The organism is Clostridium sp. CM028 (assembly GCF_030585565.1).
Classification (GTDB): Bacteria; Bacillota; Clostridia; order Clostridiales; family Clostridiaceae; genus Clostridium_AD; species Clostridium_AD estertheticum_B.
In genome coordinates, this window is sequence record NZ_CP077766.1 from 1,157,470 (window position 1) to 1,177,042 (window position 19,573).

The 19,573-nt window shown below is 32.4% G+C and carries 16 protein-coding genes and 1 riboswitch; of the genes, 1 reads left to right on the forward strand and 15 read right to left on the reverse strand.

Annotation, left to right across the window (positions count from 1 at the left end):
- The first annotated feature begins 80 nt into the window (after window positions 1-80).
- Window positions 81-2,471, forward strand: coding sequence for a sensor histidine kinase (locus tag KTC94_RS05540; RefSeq protein WP_220320228.1), 2,391 nt, complete (start codon window positions 81-83; stop codon window positions 2,469-2,471).
- Between the two features lie 110 nt (window positions 2,472-2,581).
- On the opposite strand, the gene KTC94_RS05545 is transcribed toward KTC94_RS05540, so the two are convergent.
- The 15 genes from KTC94_RS05545 to KTC94_RS05615 form a co-directional block, all read right to left on the reverse strand.
- On the reverse strand, window positions 2,582-3,511 hold the full coding sequence (locus KTC94_RS05545; protein WP_220320229.1) for a glycyl-radical enzyme activating protein: 930 nt from the start codon (window positions 3,509-3,511) through the stop codon (window positions 2,582-2,584).
- A 15-nt stretch (window positions 3,512-3,526) separates the two neighbouring features.
- The gene (locus KTC94_RS05550) at window positions 3,527-5,932 is read right to left on the reverse strand and encodes a glycyl radical protein (RefSeq protein ID WP_165414188.1); all 2,406 of its coding nucleotides are present in this window, start codon (window positions 5,930-5,932) and stop codon (window positions 3,527-3,529) included.
- 211 nt (window positions 5,933-6,143) lie between these two features.
- On the reverse strand, window positions 6,144-7,301 hold the full coding sequence (locus KTC94_RS05555) for an iron-containing alcohol dehydrogenase (protein ID WP_165414189.1): 1,158 nt from the start codon (window positions 7,299-7,301) through the stop codon (window positions 6,144-6,146).
- Between the two features lie 270 nt (window positions 7,302-7,571).
- Window positions 7,572-8,603, reverse strand: a complete 1,032-nt coding sequence (locus KTC94_RS05560) for a PocR ligand-binding domain-containing protein (protein WP_216303831.1) — start codon at window positions 8,601-8,603, stop codon at window positions 7,572-7,574.
- 452 nt (window positions 8,604-9,055) lie between these two features.
- Complete coding sequence (locus tag KTC94_RS05565) at window positions 9,056-9,484, reverse strand: hypothetical protein (RefSeq protein ID WP_220320230.1); 429 nt, start codon at window positions 9,482-9,484, stop codon at window positions 9,056-9,058.
- Between the two features lie 71 nt (window positions 9,485-9,555).
- Window positions 9,556-10,296: a hypothetical protein gene (locus tag KTC94_RS05570; protein ID WP_220320231.1), complete on the reverse strand. Its 741-nt coding sequence runs from the start codon at window positions 10,294-10,296 to the stop codon at window positions 9,556-9,558.
- A 438-nt stretch (window positions 10,297-10,734) separates the two neighbouring features.
- Window positions 10,735-11,550: an alpha/beta fold hydrolase gene (locus tag KTC94_RS05575; protein ID WP_216303816.1), complete on the reverse strand. Its 816-nt coding sequence runs from the start codon at window positions 11,548-11,550 to the stop codon at window positions 10,735-10,737.
- A 104-nt stretch (window positions 11,551-11,654) separates the two neighbouring features.
- Window positions 11,655-12,812 carry a glycine/sarcosine/betaine reductase complex component C subunit alpha gene (grdD, locus tag KTC94_RS05580; RefSeq protein WP_216303815.1) on the reverse strand — a complete coding sequence of 386 codons (1,158 nt, stop codon included), beginning with the start codon at window positions 12,810-12,812 and terminating at the stop codon, window positions 11,655-11,657.
- 26 nt (window positions 12,813-12,838) lie between these two features.
- On the reverse strand, window positions 12,839-14,374 hold the full coding sequence (gene grdC, locus KTC94_RS05585) for a glycine/sarcosine/betaine reductase complex component C subunit beta (protein WP_220320232.1): 1,536 nt from the start codon (window positions 14,372-14,374) through the stop codon (window positions 12,839-12,841).
- 76 nt (window positions 14,375-14,450) lie between these two features.
- Window positions 14,451-15,755 (reverse strand): glycine reductase complex selenoprotein B, encoded by a 1,305-nt coding sequence (gene grdB / locus KTC94_RS05590; RefSeq protein WP_220320233.1) that lies wholly within the window; start codon window positions 15,753-15,755, stop codon window positions 14,451-14,453.
- Window positions 15,756-15,805: 50 nt separating this feature from the next.
- On the reverse strand, window positions 15,806-16,270 hold the full coding sequence (gene grdA / locus KTC94_RS05595) for a glycine/sarcosine/betaine reductase complex selenoprotein A (protein WP_165413475.1): 465 nt from the start codon (window positions 16,268-16,270) through the stop codon (window positions 15,806-15,808).
- A gap of 25 nt (window positions 16,271-16,295) precedes the next feature.
- Window positions 16,296-17,582: a glycine/sarcosine/betaine reductase component B subunit gene (locus KTC94_RS05600; RefSeq protein ID WP_220320234.1), complete on the reverse strand. Its 1,287-nt coding sequence runs from the start codon at window positions 17,580-17,582 to the stop codon at window positions 16,296-16,298.
- Between the two features lie 32 nt (window positions 17,583-17,614).
- The gene (locus tag KTC94_RS05605; protein WP_216303811.1) at window positions 17,615-17,947 is read right to left on the reverse strand and encodes a co-chaperone YbbN; all 333 of its coding nucleotides are present in this window, start codon (window positions 17,945-17,947) and stop codon (window positions 17,615-17,617) included.
- Between the two features lie 18 nt (window positions 17,948-17,965).
- A complete protein-coding gene (gene trxB / locus KTC94_RS05610) occupies window positions 17,966-18,886 on the reverse strand; it encodes a thioredoxin-disulfide reductase (protein WP_216303810.1) in 921 nt (306 codons plus the stop codon).
- Window positions 18,887-18,917: 31 nt separating this feature from the next.
- The gene (locus tag KTC94_RS05615) at window positions 18,918-19,295 is read right to left on the reverse strand and encodes a GrdX family protein (RefSeq protein WP_187351433.1); all 378 of its coding nucleotides are present in this window, start codon (window positions 19,293-19,295) and stop codon (window positions 18,918-18,920) included.
- Between the two features lie 82 nt (window positions 19,296-19,377).
- Window positions 19,378-19,446, reverse strand: a riboswitch (glycine riboswitch).
- Between the last annotated feature and the right edge of the window lie 127 nt (window positions 19,447-19,573).

A 19,573-nucleotide genomic window follows, 5' to 3' on the forward strand; every position in this document is an offset into this window, starting at 1 on the left:
AAGTAGAAGAATATATAAAAAGTAATTAACATTGAAGTAATCAATGTATATAATTTTTTTCAGGAGGATTTAATTCTTATATGACAATTAATAAATATACAAAATATTATATTTTCTTAATATCTTTTATAATCTTTTTTCTTTTTCTTCAAACTTCTGTTCATGCCGAAAATACAGTTCAGAAAAATGTACTGATTTTAAATTCATATGGTAATGATAGTAGTATTGCCGCTGGAAATCAATCCATAAATTGGACTGGACAAATTACATCTGCAATAAATTCAGAGTTTGTAAATAGTAAAAAAAATATAGATGTTAAAATTCAATACTTGGACTCAGGTTATAATTTTGAAGAAGAGTATTCGCAGATAGTTTATAAATTATTTAAATATAAATTTAGAAGCACAAAATTTGATGTTGTAATTACTTTAGATGATAATGCATTTGAATTCTTACAGAAATATGGAGATACCTTGTTTCCTAAAACTCCAGTTGTATTTTGTGGAGTCTATAACTTTAATAAGTCTATGATTAACGCCAATCCTCTTTTTACAGGGCTTTCAAAGAGTCCGGATATTCAAAGTACCATTGATGTTGGTTTAAAGCTTCATCCAAGTACTAAGCAAATATTTATAATTACAAATAAAAACCCAAGGGGAATAATTACTAAAAATCTTATAGAAGGTTTAATACCTTTATATAAAGACAAAGTTAAATTTTTATTTTCTGATGAGGAAAATGTTACAAAACTTAAAGAAAGAGTAAAAAGCTTACCTAAAGATACTATTATTTATTTTGATTCTAATGGAACAACTAAAAATAATAAGGGTAAGGATATTTCAATTGGGGAAACTGTAAATGTACTTTTCAAAGATACATTTATACCCATATATTCTACAGGTTATATCCAGACTAACAAAGAAAGTGTTGGAGGCGTGGTTACATATGGTAATGACTTAGGAAACGAAGTAGGTAAACTAGCCTTGAAAATATTGAATGGTGAAAAAGTTTCTGATATACCTGTTACTGAGGATTCATCTCATAGATACGTATTTAATTATGATAAATTAAAACAATTTACTATTGATATGAAAGATTTGCCTAAAGGATCAGAGATAGTTAATGAACCTCATAAATCTTATAATATGTCTAAAAAACAAATTTTATATGCCTCATCTATTGTTATATTTATAATTATAGGAGCAACGATTTTTGTCATTATTAATATAAACAAACGTAGGCGTGCTGAAAGATTATTATCTGAAAGTGAAAATTTGTTAAATACATTAATAAATTCTACTACTAATATAATTTATTTTAAAAGTGCTAAAGGTAAGTTTCTTGATATAAATAATGTACTTTTAACATTACTAAATATCGATGAAAAAGATTGTAAGGATAAAAATATCGGGGAATTAACTAATATATCAACTCGGGCAAAATATGTATTAGAAAATTGGTCAAATAAGGATGAGGAAGCATTGAAAACAGGCACTGTATATAGAAGTGAGGAAGTAGTGCAAGATGAAAGAGAGAACATTAATAAAATTTATGATACATTGAGAATACCTCTATTTAGTGATGATGGAACTTATAAAGGGTTGATTTTGTTAGGGTTTAATATAACAGATTTTAAGAATAATCAGCAAAATGAAAAGATGATTATAGAACTTATGAATTATGATAAATTGAAAACAAACTTTTTTTCAAATATTTCTCATGAACTCAGAACACCTCTAAATTTAATTTTTAGTGCTCTTCAGGTTATAGAATTAAAAAATAGTGAAATTAAGCAAGAAGATAAAAACATAGAAAAATATACAGATATAATGAAACAAAATTGCTATAGGTTACTTAGAATTATTGGTAATCTTATAGATATAACAAAGATTGATGCAGGTCATTTTTTTATACAAATGCAAAACAATGACATAGTAAATGTAGTAGAAAATATTGTATCATCAATTGTTGATTATGTAGAAAACAAAAATATTTCTATTGTTTTTGATACAGAAATAGAAGAAAGATTTATGGCTTTTGATGCAGATGCAATGGAAAGAATAATACTGAATTTGTTATCAAATGCTATAAAATTTACTCTTAGTGGTGGGAAAATAGAAGTTAATATATATAATAAGCTAAATAGTGTAGTTATATCTGTTAAAGATACAGGAATAGGAATACCTATTGAAAAACAATCTTCTATATTTGAAAAATTTGTTCAAGTAGACAAGTCTCTATCTAGAAACAGAGAAGGAAGTGGAATAGGGCTTTCATTAGTTAAGGAGTTAGTAGTTATACATAATGGAACTATTGAATTAGAAAGTACTCTAGATAATGGCAGTGAATTTAGAGTAGAGATTCCTGTAAAATTGCTCCCTAAAGATGAAAAATTTAATGAAAATAGTATTTATACAAAAGAAACTAAAGTAGAACGGATTAAAATAGAGTTATCTGATATATATGATTAAAAACAAAAAACAATGGATAGGCATTAAATGCCTATCCATCATAATCAACAATTACTTCTTTTATTCTTTGCAATATAATATGCTGAATGCTTGAAATACTGTAAGCATCTTCAGCCTCCAATAGAACATTCCAATCCATATTCCTCTACTATTTTTTTAAAGCTATTCATAGTATCCTCATCTGGCGTTTTAATTTCCTGTCCCATTATATAATCTAATCCTAGGTTCTCATACTTATTGGCCCCAAGCTTATGATATGGTAATAAATCTAAGTGCTTTACTATCCCTAAACTTTTTGCAAACTTAGCAATATCAGATATGCTGTTTTTATCACAATTAAATTGTGGAATAACAGGTACTCTTATAATAAGCTCTGTGCCAAAAGCAGCAATTTTTTTAGCATTTCTTATTATTATTTCATTACTTACATAAACATGTTTTTTATGTTTTTCATCATCTAAATGTTTTATATCTAAAAGCACTAAATCAACTAAAGGAATTATCTTATCTATTGTCTCTTCACTAGCATAGCCTGTAGTTTCTATTGCAGTATGCCATCCCATTGACTTGCAAGCTTTTAAAAGTTCAATTGCAAATTCTGGTTGCATAAGCATTTCTCCTCCAGATAATGTAACTCCACCTCCAGAACGTCTGAACTGAATAGTTTCTTTCTTTAGTTCAGTCATTACCTTCTCTACAGTAGTTTCTTCCCCAGATTTCACAATACCTCCTGGATAACAATTTTCAGCGCAAAGTCCACAACTTGTGCATTTTTCTCTATCTATTCTTCCAGGTCTTAGCATATCAATTGCGCCTGCTGGACAATTTTTTTCGCATTTTTTACACTCAATACAATTTTTTTCATTATACATAATTTGAACTAATGGATCCTGTGATTCTGGATTACTACACCAATCACATTTTAAAGGACAACCTTTAAAAAACACTATTGTCCTAATCCCAGGTCCATCATGAATAGAAAAGCGTTGCATATTAAAAATTTTGCCTTTTTGCTTATAATTAATTCTTCTTATCGGCATCTGCTTTTCCTCCTTTTAGAAAGTTTGTTCAGTTCTCTTTATAATATCATCTTGAATTGCTTTATCTAATGTTATAAATTGCGCACTATAACCGGCAACACGTACTACTAAATCTCTATATTTGCTTGGATTCTTTTGTGCTTCAACAAGAGTTTCCTTATCTATTATATTGAATTGTACATGCATACCCTTTTGATCGAAAAAGCTTCTAACAAGTGACGCTAAATTATTTAATCCAGTACTTCCTTGAATTGAACCTGGATGGAATTTTTGATTTAATAAAGTACCATTAGATGCAATAAAATGATCTAATTTAGCTACTGAATTTATAGCGGCAGTTGGTCCATTACTATCTGCGCCTCTAACTGGAGATACACCATCTGCTAATGCTTCATGTGCTTTCCTACCATCTGGAGTTGCTCCTATAAGATCACCAAATAGGATGTTAATTGCTGCTGGATATAATCCCGCATGGAAATTACCGCCTCTTGGATTTTTATGTTTTGCAACTTCTTTGCAGTAAATATATGCTCCTTGACTTGCTAATTCATCAACCTCATCAATATCATTACCAAACTTAGGTGCTCTATGAATTAACATTTGTCTTAAGTCCTCAAAATCTATCTTTGAAGTTGAATCTTCTTGACCAAAGTTAGTATCTAAAGCTTCTTTTAAATCTTTTAAAGTTATCATTTTAGTATCAAATACAAGCTTTTTAATAGCTGCAAAAGAATCTCCTACATTCGCAACACCAACACCTTGTGGTCCTGTAAAGTTATAATGTGCTCCGCCTTCTTGAAGTGATTTACCATCTGTTATACAGTCATCAACCATACAAGATAGGAAAGGTAATGGAGCTCTTTCTGCATGAGCAATATCAATAGAATTGTCTGCCACTGATAATTGATAAACAAAGTATTCCATTTGTTTCGTATAAGCTTCAATAATTTCTTCAATAGACTTGAACTGTGTAAATTCTCCAGTCTTAGGTCCAATTTGTTTTCCATTACTCATACCATTATTTATAGTGACTTCTAATAGTCTTGCTAGATTAAAGAAACCTGAATCATGCCATCCCTCTGTTTTACCTGGTTTTTGTGGTTCAACGCAACCAATAATTCCATATTCTCTAGCATCTTCAATTGTTAATCCATTACTAACTAATGCAGTAATTACAACTTCATCATTATAAAATGCTGGCATACCAAGGCCTAATCTGCTTAACTCACAACATCTTAATAAGAATTCATCTGGAGTTTTGTTCCATATTCTTACTGAGAATGAAGGTGCTGCTAATCTTACATGAGCTGTAGCGTCTATGCACATGTATGATAAATCATTTGTAGAATCTTTGCCTTCTCTAGTTTGTCCACCTACACATAGGTTTTGAAACAGTGGATATCCACCAAATGCTCTTGTTGATACTTCATCCCGAACTTTGTTAATATCATTCAATTTAACCCATACACAATCAATAAGTTCTTGAATTGCATCTATGTCAAAATTTCCTGAATTTAATTCTATTTCATAATATGGATACATATATTGATCAAATCTTGTTGGAGAAATAGAATGTCCATTTGATTCTATATTTATAACTGCATGTACAAACCAGAATGATTGGCAAGCTTCATAAAAATTAGTTGCTCCATTTTCAGGTACTGTTTCACAGTTTTTAGCTATTTGTAATAATTCTTTAGCGCGCACGTCATTAGATTCTTTTGAAGCCATTTCTCTAGCAAGCTTTGCATATCTATGTGCATAATTTATTATGGCTTTGCAAGAACATATGATAGATTCCCAAAATAGTTTTTGCTTAATATATTCAGGATTTTCTTTATCAGCAGATGCAATTGCACATTCAACTTCTTCAATAATTCCTTTATATCCTTTAGCTAAAACCTTAGCGTAATCTACAGATACATGTCCTACTCCATTAAGATAATAGTTTGCAACTGTAAATACATTTTCATTAATTGCATCAATAGTTTCTGGATACATATATGAAGTAGCAAGTTCATTAGTAGTTTTGCCTTCCCAATAATTGAAGACTTCTGTAAGTTGTCCTTTTGCCTTTTCAGTAATTTGGAATGAATCACCTTTTCTCTTTCCTATGGTTTCAAATTCATCTTTAATCCATTTATTTGAGAATTCAGGAAAAATTTGAGCTGATCTTGCTTCCTGAGTAAGACTTCCAACTACTAGCTCTTCATCTCTTATAATAATAGGAATTTCATTTAATATCTTTTCAAGTGCTCTAGCCCTACGAACTACTGCAGGTTGTCCTTCTGTCTCTTTAAATGATTCTGTTATTAATAACGCTCTATCAACTTCAATACATGGAACTGCTAAAAGTATTTGTTCCTTTAATGCTACTATCCTCTTTGTTGGTTTACTAAATCCATCTTGTAGAATATACATATTAAAACTTCCTCTCTTAATATAATTTTTTTATTTAACTACTGTTTACAATTTATTAAAACATCTTCTAAAACGTAAGATTTTGTTAAATTTATAACTATCAAAGACATATATAATTTATAATATGTCCTCGATGATTGCATCAAGGACATATTATAATTGTTTTAATTTATATTAAATTATCTTCTTCGAAAATGTCGTTAAAGAGAATTTATAATGCTGACTTAAATAATTCAACAATATCTTTCTTGTTTCCTTTTCTTGGGTTACTGAATGCATTACCATCTTTTAATGCCCATTCAGCCATATATTCGAGGTCTTCTTCTTTAACTCCTTGTGATCTTAAGTTAGTTGGAATTCCAACATCATTTGCAAGTCTAAACATAGCATCGATAGATTTCTGAGCTGCATCTAGTACTGAAAGTCCTTGTATATTTTCACCCATGAATTCTGCTATATCAGCAAATTTCTGTGGATTTGAAATAACGTTCCATTTTTCAACGAATGGAAGTAATATAGCGTTAGCTACTCCATGAGGCATATCATAAAGTCCACCTAATTGGTGAGCCATTGCATGTACATAACCTAAGTTAGCATTATTGAATGCCATACCAGCAAGCAGTGAAGCATAACACATATTTTCTCTAGCCACTAAGTTTTCTCCTAGTGCATAAGCTTGTCGTAAGTTGTTTGATATTAATTTAATAGCTTGGATAGCAGCAGCATCTGTAACAGGATTAGCATCCTTTGAAACGTATGCTTCTATAGCATGAGTCAAAGCATCCATACCAGTTGCAGCTGTAAGTCCTGCAGGTTTTCCAACCATTGTTAGTGGGTCATTGATTGAAACTGATGGTAAGTTTCTCCAACTAACTATAACAAATTTAATATTAGTTTTAGTATTTGTAATAACGCAGTGACGAGTAACTTCACTAGCTGTTCCAGCTGTTGTATTAACAGCAATGATTGGAGGAAGTGGATTTGCAAGAGTTTCTATACCTGCATAGTCAACTAATTCTCCTGGATGAGTTGCCAATATACCGATTCCCTTACCGCAGTCATGTGAGCTTCCGCCACCAACTGTAATAATCATGTCACATTTTTCATCTTTAAATATTTTTACGCCTGCAATTGCGTTTCTATCCTTAGGATTTGGTTCAACATCATCATAGAATACAAAACTAATTCCTGCTTCCTTTAATGAAAGTTCAACTTGTGCTACTGCACCGCCCGGAAGACTACGAAGAAACTTATCAGTCACTATTAACGCTTTTTTTCCACCTAAAATTTTAGCTCTTTCGCCTACTACTTTTACAGCTCCTGCTCCCATAAAATTAACCGCTGGTGCTAAATAATCATACATTCTCATATATTATTCCTCCTTAGTTCTTTTAAACATTGTAATTTGTTGAATTGTAACCTGAACTCTATTTTAAGGTGATATTAACATTTTCTTCACTGTTAACACAGCCCTTGTTAATTTACTAACTATCTAAAGTATAAGCTTGTATAAATAAATTTTCATTGAAAAATATTGCATTCTTGTAGAAAAACATTGCTCACTTTATGTAAATTTCCACAGTAATTTGTCGCATTTAGTGTTTTACATGAAAAAAATAGCACTAGTTTTAGCCTAGTGCTATTTTTCTACATTATATTCATCTCTATAAACCGCCGGGGTTACCCCTTCAATCCTTTTAAATACTTTTATAAAGTAACCACAATCCTCAAACCCTAAATCCAATGCTAAATTGCTTATTGGGACATCAGACGCCTCAAGCAACTCTTTAGCTTTTTTTATTCTCACTTTATTTATATAACTCGAGAAATTATCTCCAATACATTTTTTAAAAAGCTTACTAAAATAACTAGGACTAATGTTACACAAGGATGCCATACCATTAAGGGTAATTGCGTACCTATAATTCTTTTGTATATAATCTAATGCTGGTTTTAAAATAATATCGCATTTATTCTCACATTTTATATTATTTTTATCTTCACTAAAATCTAAGTTAACATTATTCTTTAAATTTTCTTCCACTGTTTTCACTTTATTAGCCTTTTTAAATTGTAAATTTGTCGTCTTAAATGAACCCACAGTTAAAATTTTATCATTATGTTTATTTGAAGTTATTTTTAATAAGGCTTCTTCTACAATATAGTTACTAATATGAAAAATCATGTTAGCGACAGATTTAACCTTGTCCAAAGTCATCATAGGTAACTTTTCATATAAAACTTTAAGTTCGCCTTCTTTTTCTAATTCCATATTAAAATATTTATTGTTAACTATTTGTTCTAAATCTTCCTTTTCTTCATCTTTAATAATAACTTGCCCTGCCATTACCGCACCAAAGTATTGCCCATCTATTACAATAGGAATTGCAAGGTCTATTACACCTACATGACATATATATAGATATGGTTGTTGTAATCTAGCAGCCTCGAGTCCTCCTCTAGCGTCACATTTCTCACAAAGGTGACCCACGTCTAGATGCAATCTTACAAATTTACAAAATTCACTACACTTACTATGTGTAGTAATCCTTTTACCTTTATAATCAACCGTCACCATAGCAATGCCGGTTACCTCCGCTATATTATCCTGGATTTTTTGAAAATTATCTACATTAATAATATTATCTAGATGCAAGAAACCATTCCGCAAAATACTTCCTCCATTCATTTATAAAGGTATTATAATTAAATCATCTCTAAATTTCACATTATACGTTTTGGATCTTAGAAAAAGTCGAAATAGAAATATTTTGTGCTTTTTTTACGACTATTTTTCTATATAAGTATATTACCATCAAAAACAAAAAAATAGAAGCTAATTTTTATTAATTATCTATATCAGTGTGTATTTCTACTATAACATCACCACACTATTCACCGTTCTTAACGCAGTTTTTTAATATTAGTTATTTTAATGAAAATCCCTCCCCAAATTTAATATAATAAAAAACCCATAAAGAACATAACTAAAAGTATGCCCTTATTGGGTTTCATTTACTCTAAAATAATATAATCCATTATATAAACTTATATATATCACATGATAGAAAGTACCTTGTATTAGAACTTACATTTAAAGAAAATTGTGATACACCAATTTTTTTATGTTAGTTTAATTTTAATATGACCTTTAGACTTTTTTCCTGTAATTTCAATCTTTACATTTTTACTATCACCATTTGAAATTGTTATAGTTTTATTCATAGTTCCATTTTTTTCAAATAATATTTTTTTATCGTTATAAATCTTAATTTTTAATTCCCCATTCTCAGCAGTAGAATCAATTTTCATAGCATAAGTAGATTTTTCAGAAGTTATCTCTTTTAAATCTGTTCCATCAAATATTTGAAATTTAATATCATAAATGTTATTTTGAGTATTATCAGTCCAAATTTTTGTGTCGCCATTCCAACTTACTTGACTTATCTTAAAGTTATTCTTTTGATTATTATTTACATACTTATAAGCTCCAATGATACAAACTAAACAAATTAGTATACATCCAATTATAATTTTTTTCTTTCTTCCCATTGTTATCAACCTCCTTTTTTTACGTTAATATTTCTTGAAAATATTTAAGTTCCACGCCCATACGTGTTATATCATTTTATTAATTTTAAGAGATTTCGCTCTTCTAATTCACCTTTTATTATATTAGAAATAGCATTATTATTTCCTATACTATTAATATATTTAATAAACTTTCTATTTGCATTAGATAGGTTGATATTGAATATTTCAAAAAAACTCACTTTAAAATCCTCTTCTTTTAGTGAGCAATAGAATAGCTTGAATTTGTCGATACCAAAAAGTGAAATAAGATAATCTACAAATGCCCCAGCAATAGGATAAGTTATTAAATTACTATACTTATAAAAATTTTCATCAATTACTAAATCTTCTATATTTGCATACAAATCATTATCAATAAAAAATTTTACCCAACTGTAATTAGGTATACCCAAGGAAACTTTGTCAAAACACATTGCCAGTCCCTCTCTTATAAATGTTTGAGGAGGCATTGATATATTATATGAAATTATATGTGCATCTTCATGAAATCCTACACACTTAACTTTTTTATTATATACAGCATATATTTCATTTGGTTTACGGGCAAATCCATTGCATGGTTCATTGTCTCCATACAATTTGCCAACTTCTATAGAAGACTCACATAAGTAGTATTTAATTTTAGTTCCCATTTTAATAGTTAAACAGTTACAAATAAAATCATAACAAGTTTCCTGTATGTCAATTATTTCTTCTATGTCCTTTTCTGCAATAGAACCAACATGATAATTAAATATATAATTATCACTTTCTATTTTAATCCATTCCATAATTTATCCCCCTCATGCAACACAATTTTACCTTTTTACAAACTTGGAAACCTTTATAATCAAGTTAGAGTCCTTTAACATCTTAATTAAATTATAATCACCACTTACATAATCTTTAATTTGTCCTTTTCTATGAGGAACCATAAGAAAGGGTAATGCCTTCAATTTAAACCACTTTATTATTAGGTATGGATTCAATCTTCCATATGTTTCAAATGCACTTGTAGATATTAATATTATTAACTATAGTTTCTACATATGTATCTACACTCCTTCTAAATTCTGATTTTTTTCTAATAGATATACTTCCTTATTTCACCCATAAAGTTTTAAAGGAAATGTGTATTATAAGAAAGAAGTATCTTAGTTAATTAAGATACTTCTTATCGTATTAAAAAGCCTATCCATCATACTCAACCATTGCCTCTTTTAAATTTCTTACTCCTCAATAAATAAAGCCAATTCTTTGTTAAATCTATCTTTCTCATCATAGAATAATGCGTGGCCACTGAATTCAAATGGTACAAGTTTAGAATTTTTAATGCCTTGTCTTTGTGCCTGTCCTAATGGGAAGAGACAGACTTTGTCATGAATACCATGAAGAATTAAAGTTGGAACACTTATTTTAGAAAGATCAAAAAATAAACGTTCCTCGCCTAACCAACTGGTTGAAGTTGCCGCAGTGGCCCAACCTGCTGCTTGTAGTCCTAATTGAAAAATCCAATCTGAAAATGCCTGGGTTATATGCTGAAAGAAAAATATGTCTCCAAATCCCCTTAACATTTTAGGTCGATCATTATATGTTTCCTTAATCATATCTTTGACAACTTCCGCTTGCAATCCATAAGGGAAATATGGGCGCTGGATAAGGCTGGGTGCTGCTGCTGCAAAAAGAGCTAGTTTGGATACCCCGTATTCATTGTGCCTGGACATGTATCTAATAGCAATTGCTCCTCCTGTTGAATGTCCCGCTAGTGTAAAATTCTTTAATTTAAGTGCATCTACTACCCCTCGAACATCGTCTGATAACCTATCATAGTCATAGCCCTCGAACGGCTTATCGGATTCACCGAATCCCCTCTGATCTATACCGATACACCTGTAGCCCATCTTTGGAAGTTCATTAAACTGATATTCAAACAACTTATGGCTTCCGGGCCAACCGTGAAGAAACACTATTGTCTTTTCACCCTTAGGGTTAATATCTTCTACATAGATTTTTACATTTTCTTCTACTCTAATATAATATCCCACTAAATACCTCCAATAATAATCTTACATTCATATATTATTCTATTGGAGACAATTATGTTAATTAATTATTTGCTACACCTCTTTCTTCTCTATAACCAATATTTTTATTTATAACCACATTTTACAAGTATCTTTGTGCTATTCTCAGAATTTTTCTCGTTTATCATTAATACAGGTCCAGTACAACCCATTCCACTTTCGCAGTATATGCCTTCCTTCCAAAGAGCAGCACATGCATCATCGAGTTCTAAAATGTCTATACCCGGTATAGCAAAAGTAACTACTTCCTTTGAAGGCATCGCAACTTTTTCTTCTGATGATTTTCCACTTTTGCTTAGTATCCCATCAATTAACTTTTTAATTCCAGCTTTTTCTGCGGCTTTATATTCATTCCCCGCTACTATCATAAGGTTATTTTGTGCACACTCAAAGCAATATTTAAGTGCTTCACAAATAAGAGGTGCACCAGATGCCCTTGATATTATGTTAATAATCTTATCATAGTTTTCTCCAACTCCTGGACCATATCCATAACCTGAAGTTTCATAATCTCCACCAGTTGTATAAGATGAAAGCATTTTAATAAGAAGGTTTCCAGTAAGTGAATCGCAAATTAGTACATCTGGAGTTCCTGCAAGTACATCATTCCCTCTCATCATTGGTCCACCATCTGCTCTTAATGAATCGGCGAATTCAAAATTATAACCAGACTTTTTTAATTCACCTAAGTTTCTTTCAACTTCTCTTGCTCCATCAATATTTAAAATTCCTACTTTAGGATTTTTTATTCCTGTAGCTTTTGCAACTGCAATTCCACCTATAGCATTTTTAATCATGGCTTCTACCCTATTAGTTGAAGTCGCCCCTGTAGTTGTAGCTATTATCATGTCGCGTCCTTTTGCCGGAGTAACTGCCATCCCCACTGTAGAAACTCCTATTGGAAAATTAAAATGTTGGGTAACACAACCTTGGATTTTCCCTTCCTCCAAAAGTTTTAACATTTTATTGTGCCCGTCCTCTGCAGAAGCTACTTCAACTACTTCAAATTCACAGTCAACCTTTTCACCTATCAGTACAATATCAAAGCTGCCATACTTTTTTGATGCTAGTATGCATGCTTTTAACATTTCAGAAATACCATGCTCCGAGCCATATGTTGTTAGGCCTATTTTAATTCTCTTTTTAAAGCTTCCACTTTTAATACCATCTGCTATTTCATTAAAAGCCTCAGCTATAGCCTTTTTTGTTTTTATGTTTCCCATAAAATCACTCTCCCTACAATCATCAATTATTCGTTCATTAGCATTTCCGCAAATTTTTTCATGCTGCCGGCTATCATAAGCTTTAGTTCTTCATTTGAAACTTCAGCTCCATCATCTTGCTTTCCGGAATTCTTTTGCACAAGTACTGAAACTCCATCAAATAAATTAGTCATTCTTCCAAGGAACAAGCTTCCTTTGCCAATTAACATAAAATTATTCATTCTTCCTTCCAATATTGCACTAATTCCATGTCCAACTATTGGTACTGCTGATGGAATATGTCCTTGTGTTGGAGCAAATCCGGGATAGCCATGCTTTTTCACAAAGCTTGGAAGTTCTTTTCTGTCTAATTGTCCGTTTTTAACAGCAAGAGCACCGATCATTTTATAGTTTTGAGTTGGTACATCTCCGGCTCCAGCAGGCTCCGTTATATCGGGAGTTTGAAGCTCTGGAGCGTATTTATCAACATCAGTTATTTTCATTCCAGCATTAGTTAACGGTTTTAATACTAAAGCTTCAAGTACAGCTTGAGGTGCTGAGCCATCTCCAATTGTATGTTTTCCAATGATATCTGTTCTTATTTCAGGGCTTATGCCATCATTTTCTGTTATAAGTAGTGCGAATCCTCCAAGGCAATCCTCAAGGATTGGAAGTCCTTTTTTTACATGGTCTCGTCCATTCATTCCAAGCTTTGAAGTACATCCGCCTGCAAAAACTATAACATTTTTGAAAATTCCTGATTTTACTAGAGCAGAAGCATTTATTATTGCATGAACAGGTGCAGCGCAAAAACCTCTCATGTCAATACCAGTTGCTCCTTTAATACCAGCAATTTCGCCACATGCTTTGGCAAGATTGCCTCCCCCTCTTTGATTCATATCTCCTACTGCTTCTTCAGAGCATTCAATTAAGTAATCAACTTCGCTTACATCAATTCCGGTAATCTTAACTAACTGCATTAATGCAAGAACACCTGAAGCCTTAACAGCAAGGTTTTCAAGCATAACATGTGCTGAAAGATTTATATCTACATCATGGGCTTTTTTTACACACCCAATTAGATCATCACAAAGATACAACCCCTCTGCATCTTGAGTATCGACTAATTCTTTTATGTTGACTATATCCTCGCCGATGCCAAGTGCTTCAACTTTTACATTAAGCAATTCATGATTCGCAAATTTTTCTATAACCCTTTGCGTAAAACCTTTTTCTAAGACTACTAAATCGAATACATCTGAAACCTTAAGCAATCCGTAAAATTCATCCTGAGGCATTATTTCTCCGAATTTTCCTGTTTTTTGAGCACCTTCAATTTTTGAATTGTTCCAAGGTCTTTTAATTTCTAAAAGCTGCTCTGGAATTATGTTACCTATATAAGTTTGATTAGGAGGATATGCTACTACATCCTCAAAAGTTCTTAAATGATTTTTTGCCTCTTTTAAGAATTCTGAATCCGGATTGTTTTTTCTCTCAACTGCAGCTGTTGTTCCGCAATGCATTACCATATCTGGAGTGTTAATAAGAATATAAGATGCTTTTTTTACTACTGGAAAGCTCATTATTTCATTCCTCCTTTATTTAAATTAACAAAAGTGAAGATAAACACCTTCACTTTTGCATTTTTTAATAATAGTTTTATTCTTCAAAAACCTTTTGCCCATCAACTTGGGTTTCTAATGCTTTAAGTGCTTTAGCTACCAGTTTATATCTAAGCTTCATTTCAGCTTCCTTCTCTAAACTAGGGTTTCCTAGTGGATGTGGGATAGCTATTGTCGGTACTATTCTATTTGCTCCAACTGTAAGTGAAATTGGAACTACTGTGCACATGTGGACTACTGGAAGTCCTCCACGCTCTATTTCTTTAACGAGTGTTGCACCGCAACGTGTACAAGTTCCTCATGTTGACGTTAATATAACAGCATCCACACCATCAGCTAACAATTCCTTTACAATTTGTGCTCCAAATTTCTTTGAATTGGCAACGGATGTACCATTTCCAACCGTAGAATAAAAATATCTGTGAAGCGAACCTATTTTTTCTTCTTTTTCCATTTGTCTTAATACATCTACTGGAAGAACCCTATCACAATCAGAATTGGCATAAGTTGGATCAAATCCACCATGTGCAGTTTCATATGTCGCCTCTGTTAAATCGTCAACACCGAAAATGTCATATTTACCAAACTTTGAAGCGCTTGAGGATTCAATATGGTCAGGGTTACCTTTTGGAACTATTCCACCTGATGTAACTAATGCAATTTTAGCTTTGGTTATGTCTTTTATAGCTGCATTTGGCTCTACCCTATCAAATACAGGCATTACAAACTCAGTTGCAAATTCCTCTCCTTTAAGCTTCTTAACGAGCATATTAACTGCTCTTTTTGAACCTCTAACTGTATCAAAATAATTCTTTCTTATTCCTCTTTCAATATAACCTTCCTCTGCAGGTGATCCTATTTCTTCACCGTGAACAAGTTTTAAACCAAGCTTTACCATAGCGGGAAGTGCTTGCCTCATACCAACCGCACTATTTCTAGTCTCAATAATATATGCGTCCTTTTTATATATGTCAGCACCAGGATTTTCAATATACATTGCTGTAAGCACAGGAACATTTAATTTTTCTTTAACTTCTTTTGCAACAGCGCCACATGCCATTCCGTATCTTCCTGCATTGAAAGCTGGGCCTGCAATTACTAAATCAGGGTTGTAACTTTTTATCATTTCAATTACTTCAGCTTTTGCTTCCTCTAGGTTTTCATTAAAATATGAATCTCCGCAAATAACAGTAGCAACTATTTCAGCTTCACCTTTAAAAATTTTGTTTAGCCCCATTCCAGGACCAACGAAACCTTCTCTTACTTCTGGTTTATAATTTGCCTCTTCTTCTCCGCCTATACCAGCATAAAACTGATTTATATAATGAACTACCTTAATCAATTGGGTTTCCCCCTTTTCTCATATTTTGAATTTACTTTTTAAACTTAAAATTAATATTTTGAAAACTCATCTCTTATTGTCTTTACTTCCTTAATTATATCGTCAACGTCTAGAACCATTTCCATCATTCCACACTGCTCATCATAAACCGTCGCATCACATTCATCTTTTATTTCTGGCTCGATCATGTGATAAACAGCAAGACCAAGTTCAATTCCTGCAAGTGGGCCTGCAAATGTAGGGTCTCCTGCAGCTACTGTTTCAGCTGAAAGTCCTGAAGCTTCTGCTTCTGCTCCACCAAGTATAACTACAATGTTTTCTGCACCATTCTTGTCTGCTAATTCTTTAACTCTTTTTTGGATCTCCAGATCCATAGCACCAGCGGCAGTTCAGACAAAGCATTCTGTTGAAGCAAATATTACTTCTGCTCCTGCAGTTTTTACGCTTTCTTCGATTGCTTGACCTGGTATTCCATCTCTATCACCTATAGCAATTACTTTTTTACCTTTTAACATTTATATCATCCTTTCTATAAAAAAATTAGTACCCTCTTGTACTTAAAGTATTATAACCAACTTCGCTTGTTGCTCCAGTAATTACCTGGATTTCAGCTTCAATTGAGCCGTCCTCTCTCAAACTTCCAAAATGTCCTCCAGCAATAACATTTGCATTTTCTGGATGACCGATAATTTTCTTCATTGTGGGAAGTACAATAACTTCATTTGCATTTCCAGCAGTTACTACTGCATCGCCCTTAGGAGTTGAATCTGCAAGTGATTGTGAAGCTCCATCTTGACCAGCATATTCATCGGTTATTAGTACTGTTTTAATTCCTAGTGCTGAAATCTTGTTACAATTCATAACTAAATCTGCGTCTGGATTACCAAAACCCTCCTCAGAAATTATTACTGCATCTGCACCTAAATATTCAACTAATTTTGCAGTGTAGCTTGAAGATCTTTCTTTATCTGCAAGGTATACAGTTTCGTTAGTTAATACGCATCCAAGGAAATTGTAGTCAATACCATGTCTCTCATACAAATCCTCAATTACAGGATGATTCATATGAACATACGATGGGTTCTTATCACAAGCTGAAACACAGTTTCCTGAAACAATAGCACCATCAAATATTTCCGTTGGGTATATGAATGTAGGTATTATTTTCTTTGCATCAACTCCATATACATAAGTGTCATGAAGAAGCCCCTGACTTTGAAGCATATATACATATATTACTTTAGGAAGATCAGGATACTGTTTTACCTGTTCTAAAAGAGGAAGTGTTTCGAAAGTCTTAATTTCATCAGCCTCAAGTTCTCTTGCACATTCACCAAGATATGTTGCAGCCTTAAATCCAACCATTCTAACAGCTTCTTCGTGATCATGTGGAAGTACGCTTTTCTTTGTTTCACATGTTATTACAACGTTGTTTAATTTTGAAAATGGTGTATATTTAGCACCAATTCCACTCATGTCAATGATTCCTTCCTGGAACCCAACAATATTTCCAGTAGTTACAACAGCTGCGCCTTTCAAAACATTTGTTCTTCCATTTCCAACTGTATCAACCTTGCTTATAAATCCTGGAAATATCCCACCGCTACCTGATATCTTTACCCTTGGCTCAATAACGTCTTTAACTGGAATTATTCTTGTCTCATCTCCGGGTCTTGCAATTTCAATGCTAATACTTTCAATTCTTTCATCTCCGCCTATATGTGCAAGCAGTTCTTCTTTATTTACAAAAAGAACTCCCTTTTCAACCTTTGTGCAAGTGCCAAATTGAACATCATTAATTTTAATTTCACCAAGTTCTAAACGCAAAGTTTCCACCTCCGAAATAGTTTAGCCATTTATTACAATGTTTCATAAACGCTTTTAATAAAATTCTCTACATCATCAATTGTTTCGATGTTTTCAGGGGTAATAGTGCTTATTTTCTCGTTATTTTTATAAATTATCATCGTTGGGAGTCCAAGTACTCTTTGAGATATAGCGAGTCTTCTAGAACCACCGATATTAAGACTTGCAAATTTGATTTTATCGCTATATTTGTTTTCTAGTTCGTGTACTCCAGGCATAAGTTCCTTACATACTTCACATTTGTCACCCCAGAAATCAACAAATACTGCTTTTTCAGAATAAGATACTACTTCCTCATCAAAATTTTCCTTTGTCAAACTAATCATTTTAAATACCCCCTAATTCTATTTATTTGCTATATATACTTCTGCAGAAGTTGCTGCTATTGCGCCATCAGCTGCTGCAGTTATAACCTGTCTCAAATTCTTGACCCTAATATCTCCAGCTGCGAAAACGCCTGGAATGTTGGTTACCATATCATCATTCGTCATTACATAACCACTTTCATCCATATTGACCTTACCTTTGAAAATTTCTGAAATAGGAATGTATCCGACAAATACAAAGCATCCATCAACCTTCACTTTTTGAACTTCGCCTGTTTTAACATTTCTGACCTTAAGGCCTTCAAGTATTTCATCGCCTTCTGCCTCATCTATAACTGAGTCGTATATAAACTTGATTTTTGGATTAGCAAAAGCTTTTTCTTGAATTGATTTACAAGCTCTTAATTCATCTCTTCTATGAATTACTGTTACACTATCTGCAAACTTTGTGAGATAAATTGCTTCAGTTATGGCGGAATCTCCACCGCCATTTACGGCTACATCGAGCTCCGTAAAGAAATCAGCATCACAGGTAGCGCAATATGAAATTCCCTTGCCCCGTAGCTCATTTTCATTTTTAAAACCTGCTAATCTGGGATAAGCGCCTGTTGCAATTACAATAGTTTTAGCCTTATATGTTTCTTTTTTGCATTTAACAGTTTTTATTTCACCTTCAAGTAAAATATTTTCTACAGTATCTTTTGCAAACTTTGTACCAAATTCCTCGGCTTGAGTTCTCATTCTTTTAATCAATTTTGGACCAGTGCACTCTTCAATTGAGCCAGGATAATTTGCAAGTTCATCTGTTATTGCGGCCTGTCCTCCAAATTTTCCTCGTTCAATTATTATAGAATCAAGTTTTGACCTTGATGCGTAAAGCCCTGCCGATAGCCCAGCTGGGCCACCTCCTATAATTATAGTGTCATAGATATGTTCCATTTTAAGCCCTCCCAGTATATTGCATTTATTTTCAATTTAGACCATGACTTATAATATCGTAATCTATTAACATGAAATCATTTCGCACCGCATCTGACCATGCTGGTGTTCCCCTATCTTTAATGAATTTTTCAGTTGTGTGTATTGATTCTTCAATAAAATTAACTGACTGTAAATCTATTACTTCTTTTTTTGATTTTGTTATTATTACAGTTTTGTAGGGCGTTTCATTTGGCTTTATGCTACTAGAAAGCGGATGTGTGAGCAAAAGGTGTCCCTTATGAATATGATTTCTTACAGCTTTTAGTACATTCATTATTCCAGTACTTAAAAATTCGACTTTATATTTTTCACCAAATTTGTCTAGACATAATGGGTTATTAGTTACAATCAATACTTCTTCTATCAATTAATCCCCCCCTTACAAATACATTAATTCAATTTATTTCCGCTTGCGCATAAAAAAAGACAAAGATAAGAAGCTCATTTAAGCCTTTATCTCTGTCTTTTTACCTGAGAGAATTACTCCTTCGGTGCAATTGCTTTCCAGAGGTATATCAATCTTCGGTCCTTTTGCCTGAGATATTCATATTACAGCGCATGTAATACTTGGCCCTTCGGCTATCCATTTAAGGATGTTATATTAAATAACTAAGCTTAAGCTTAATCTCCCGAAAACATCATCTA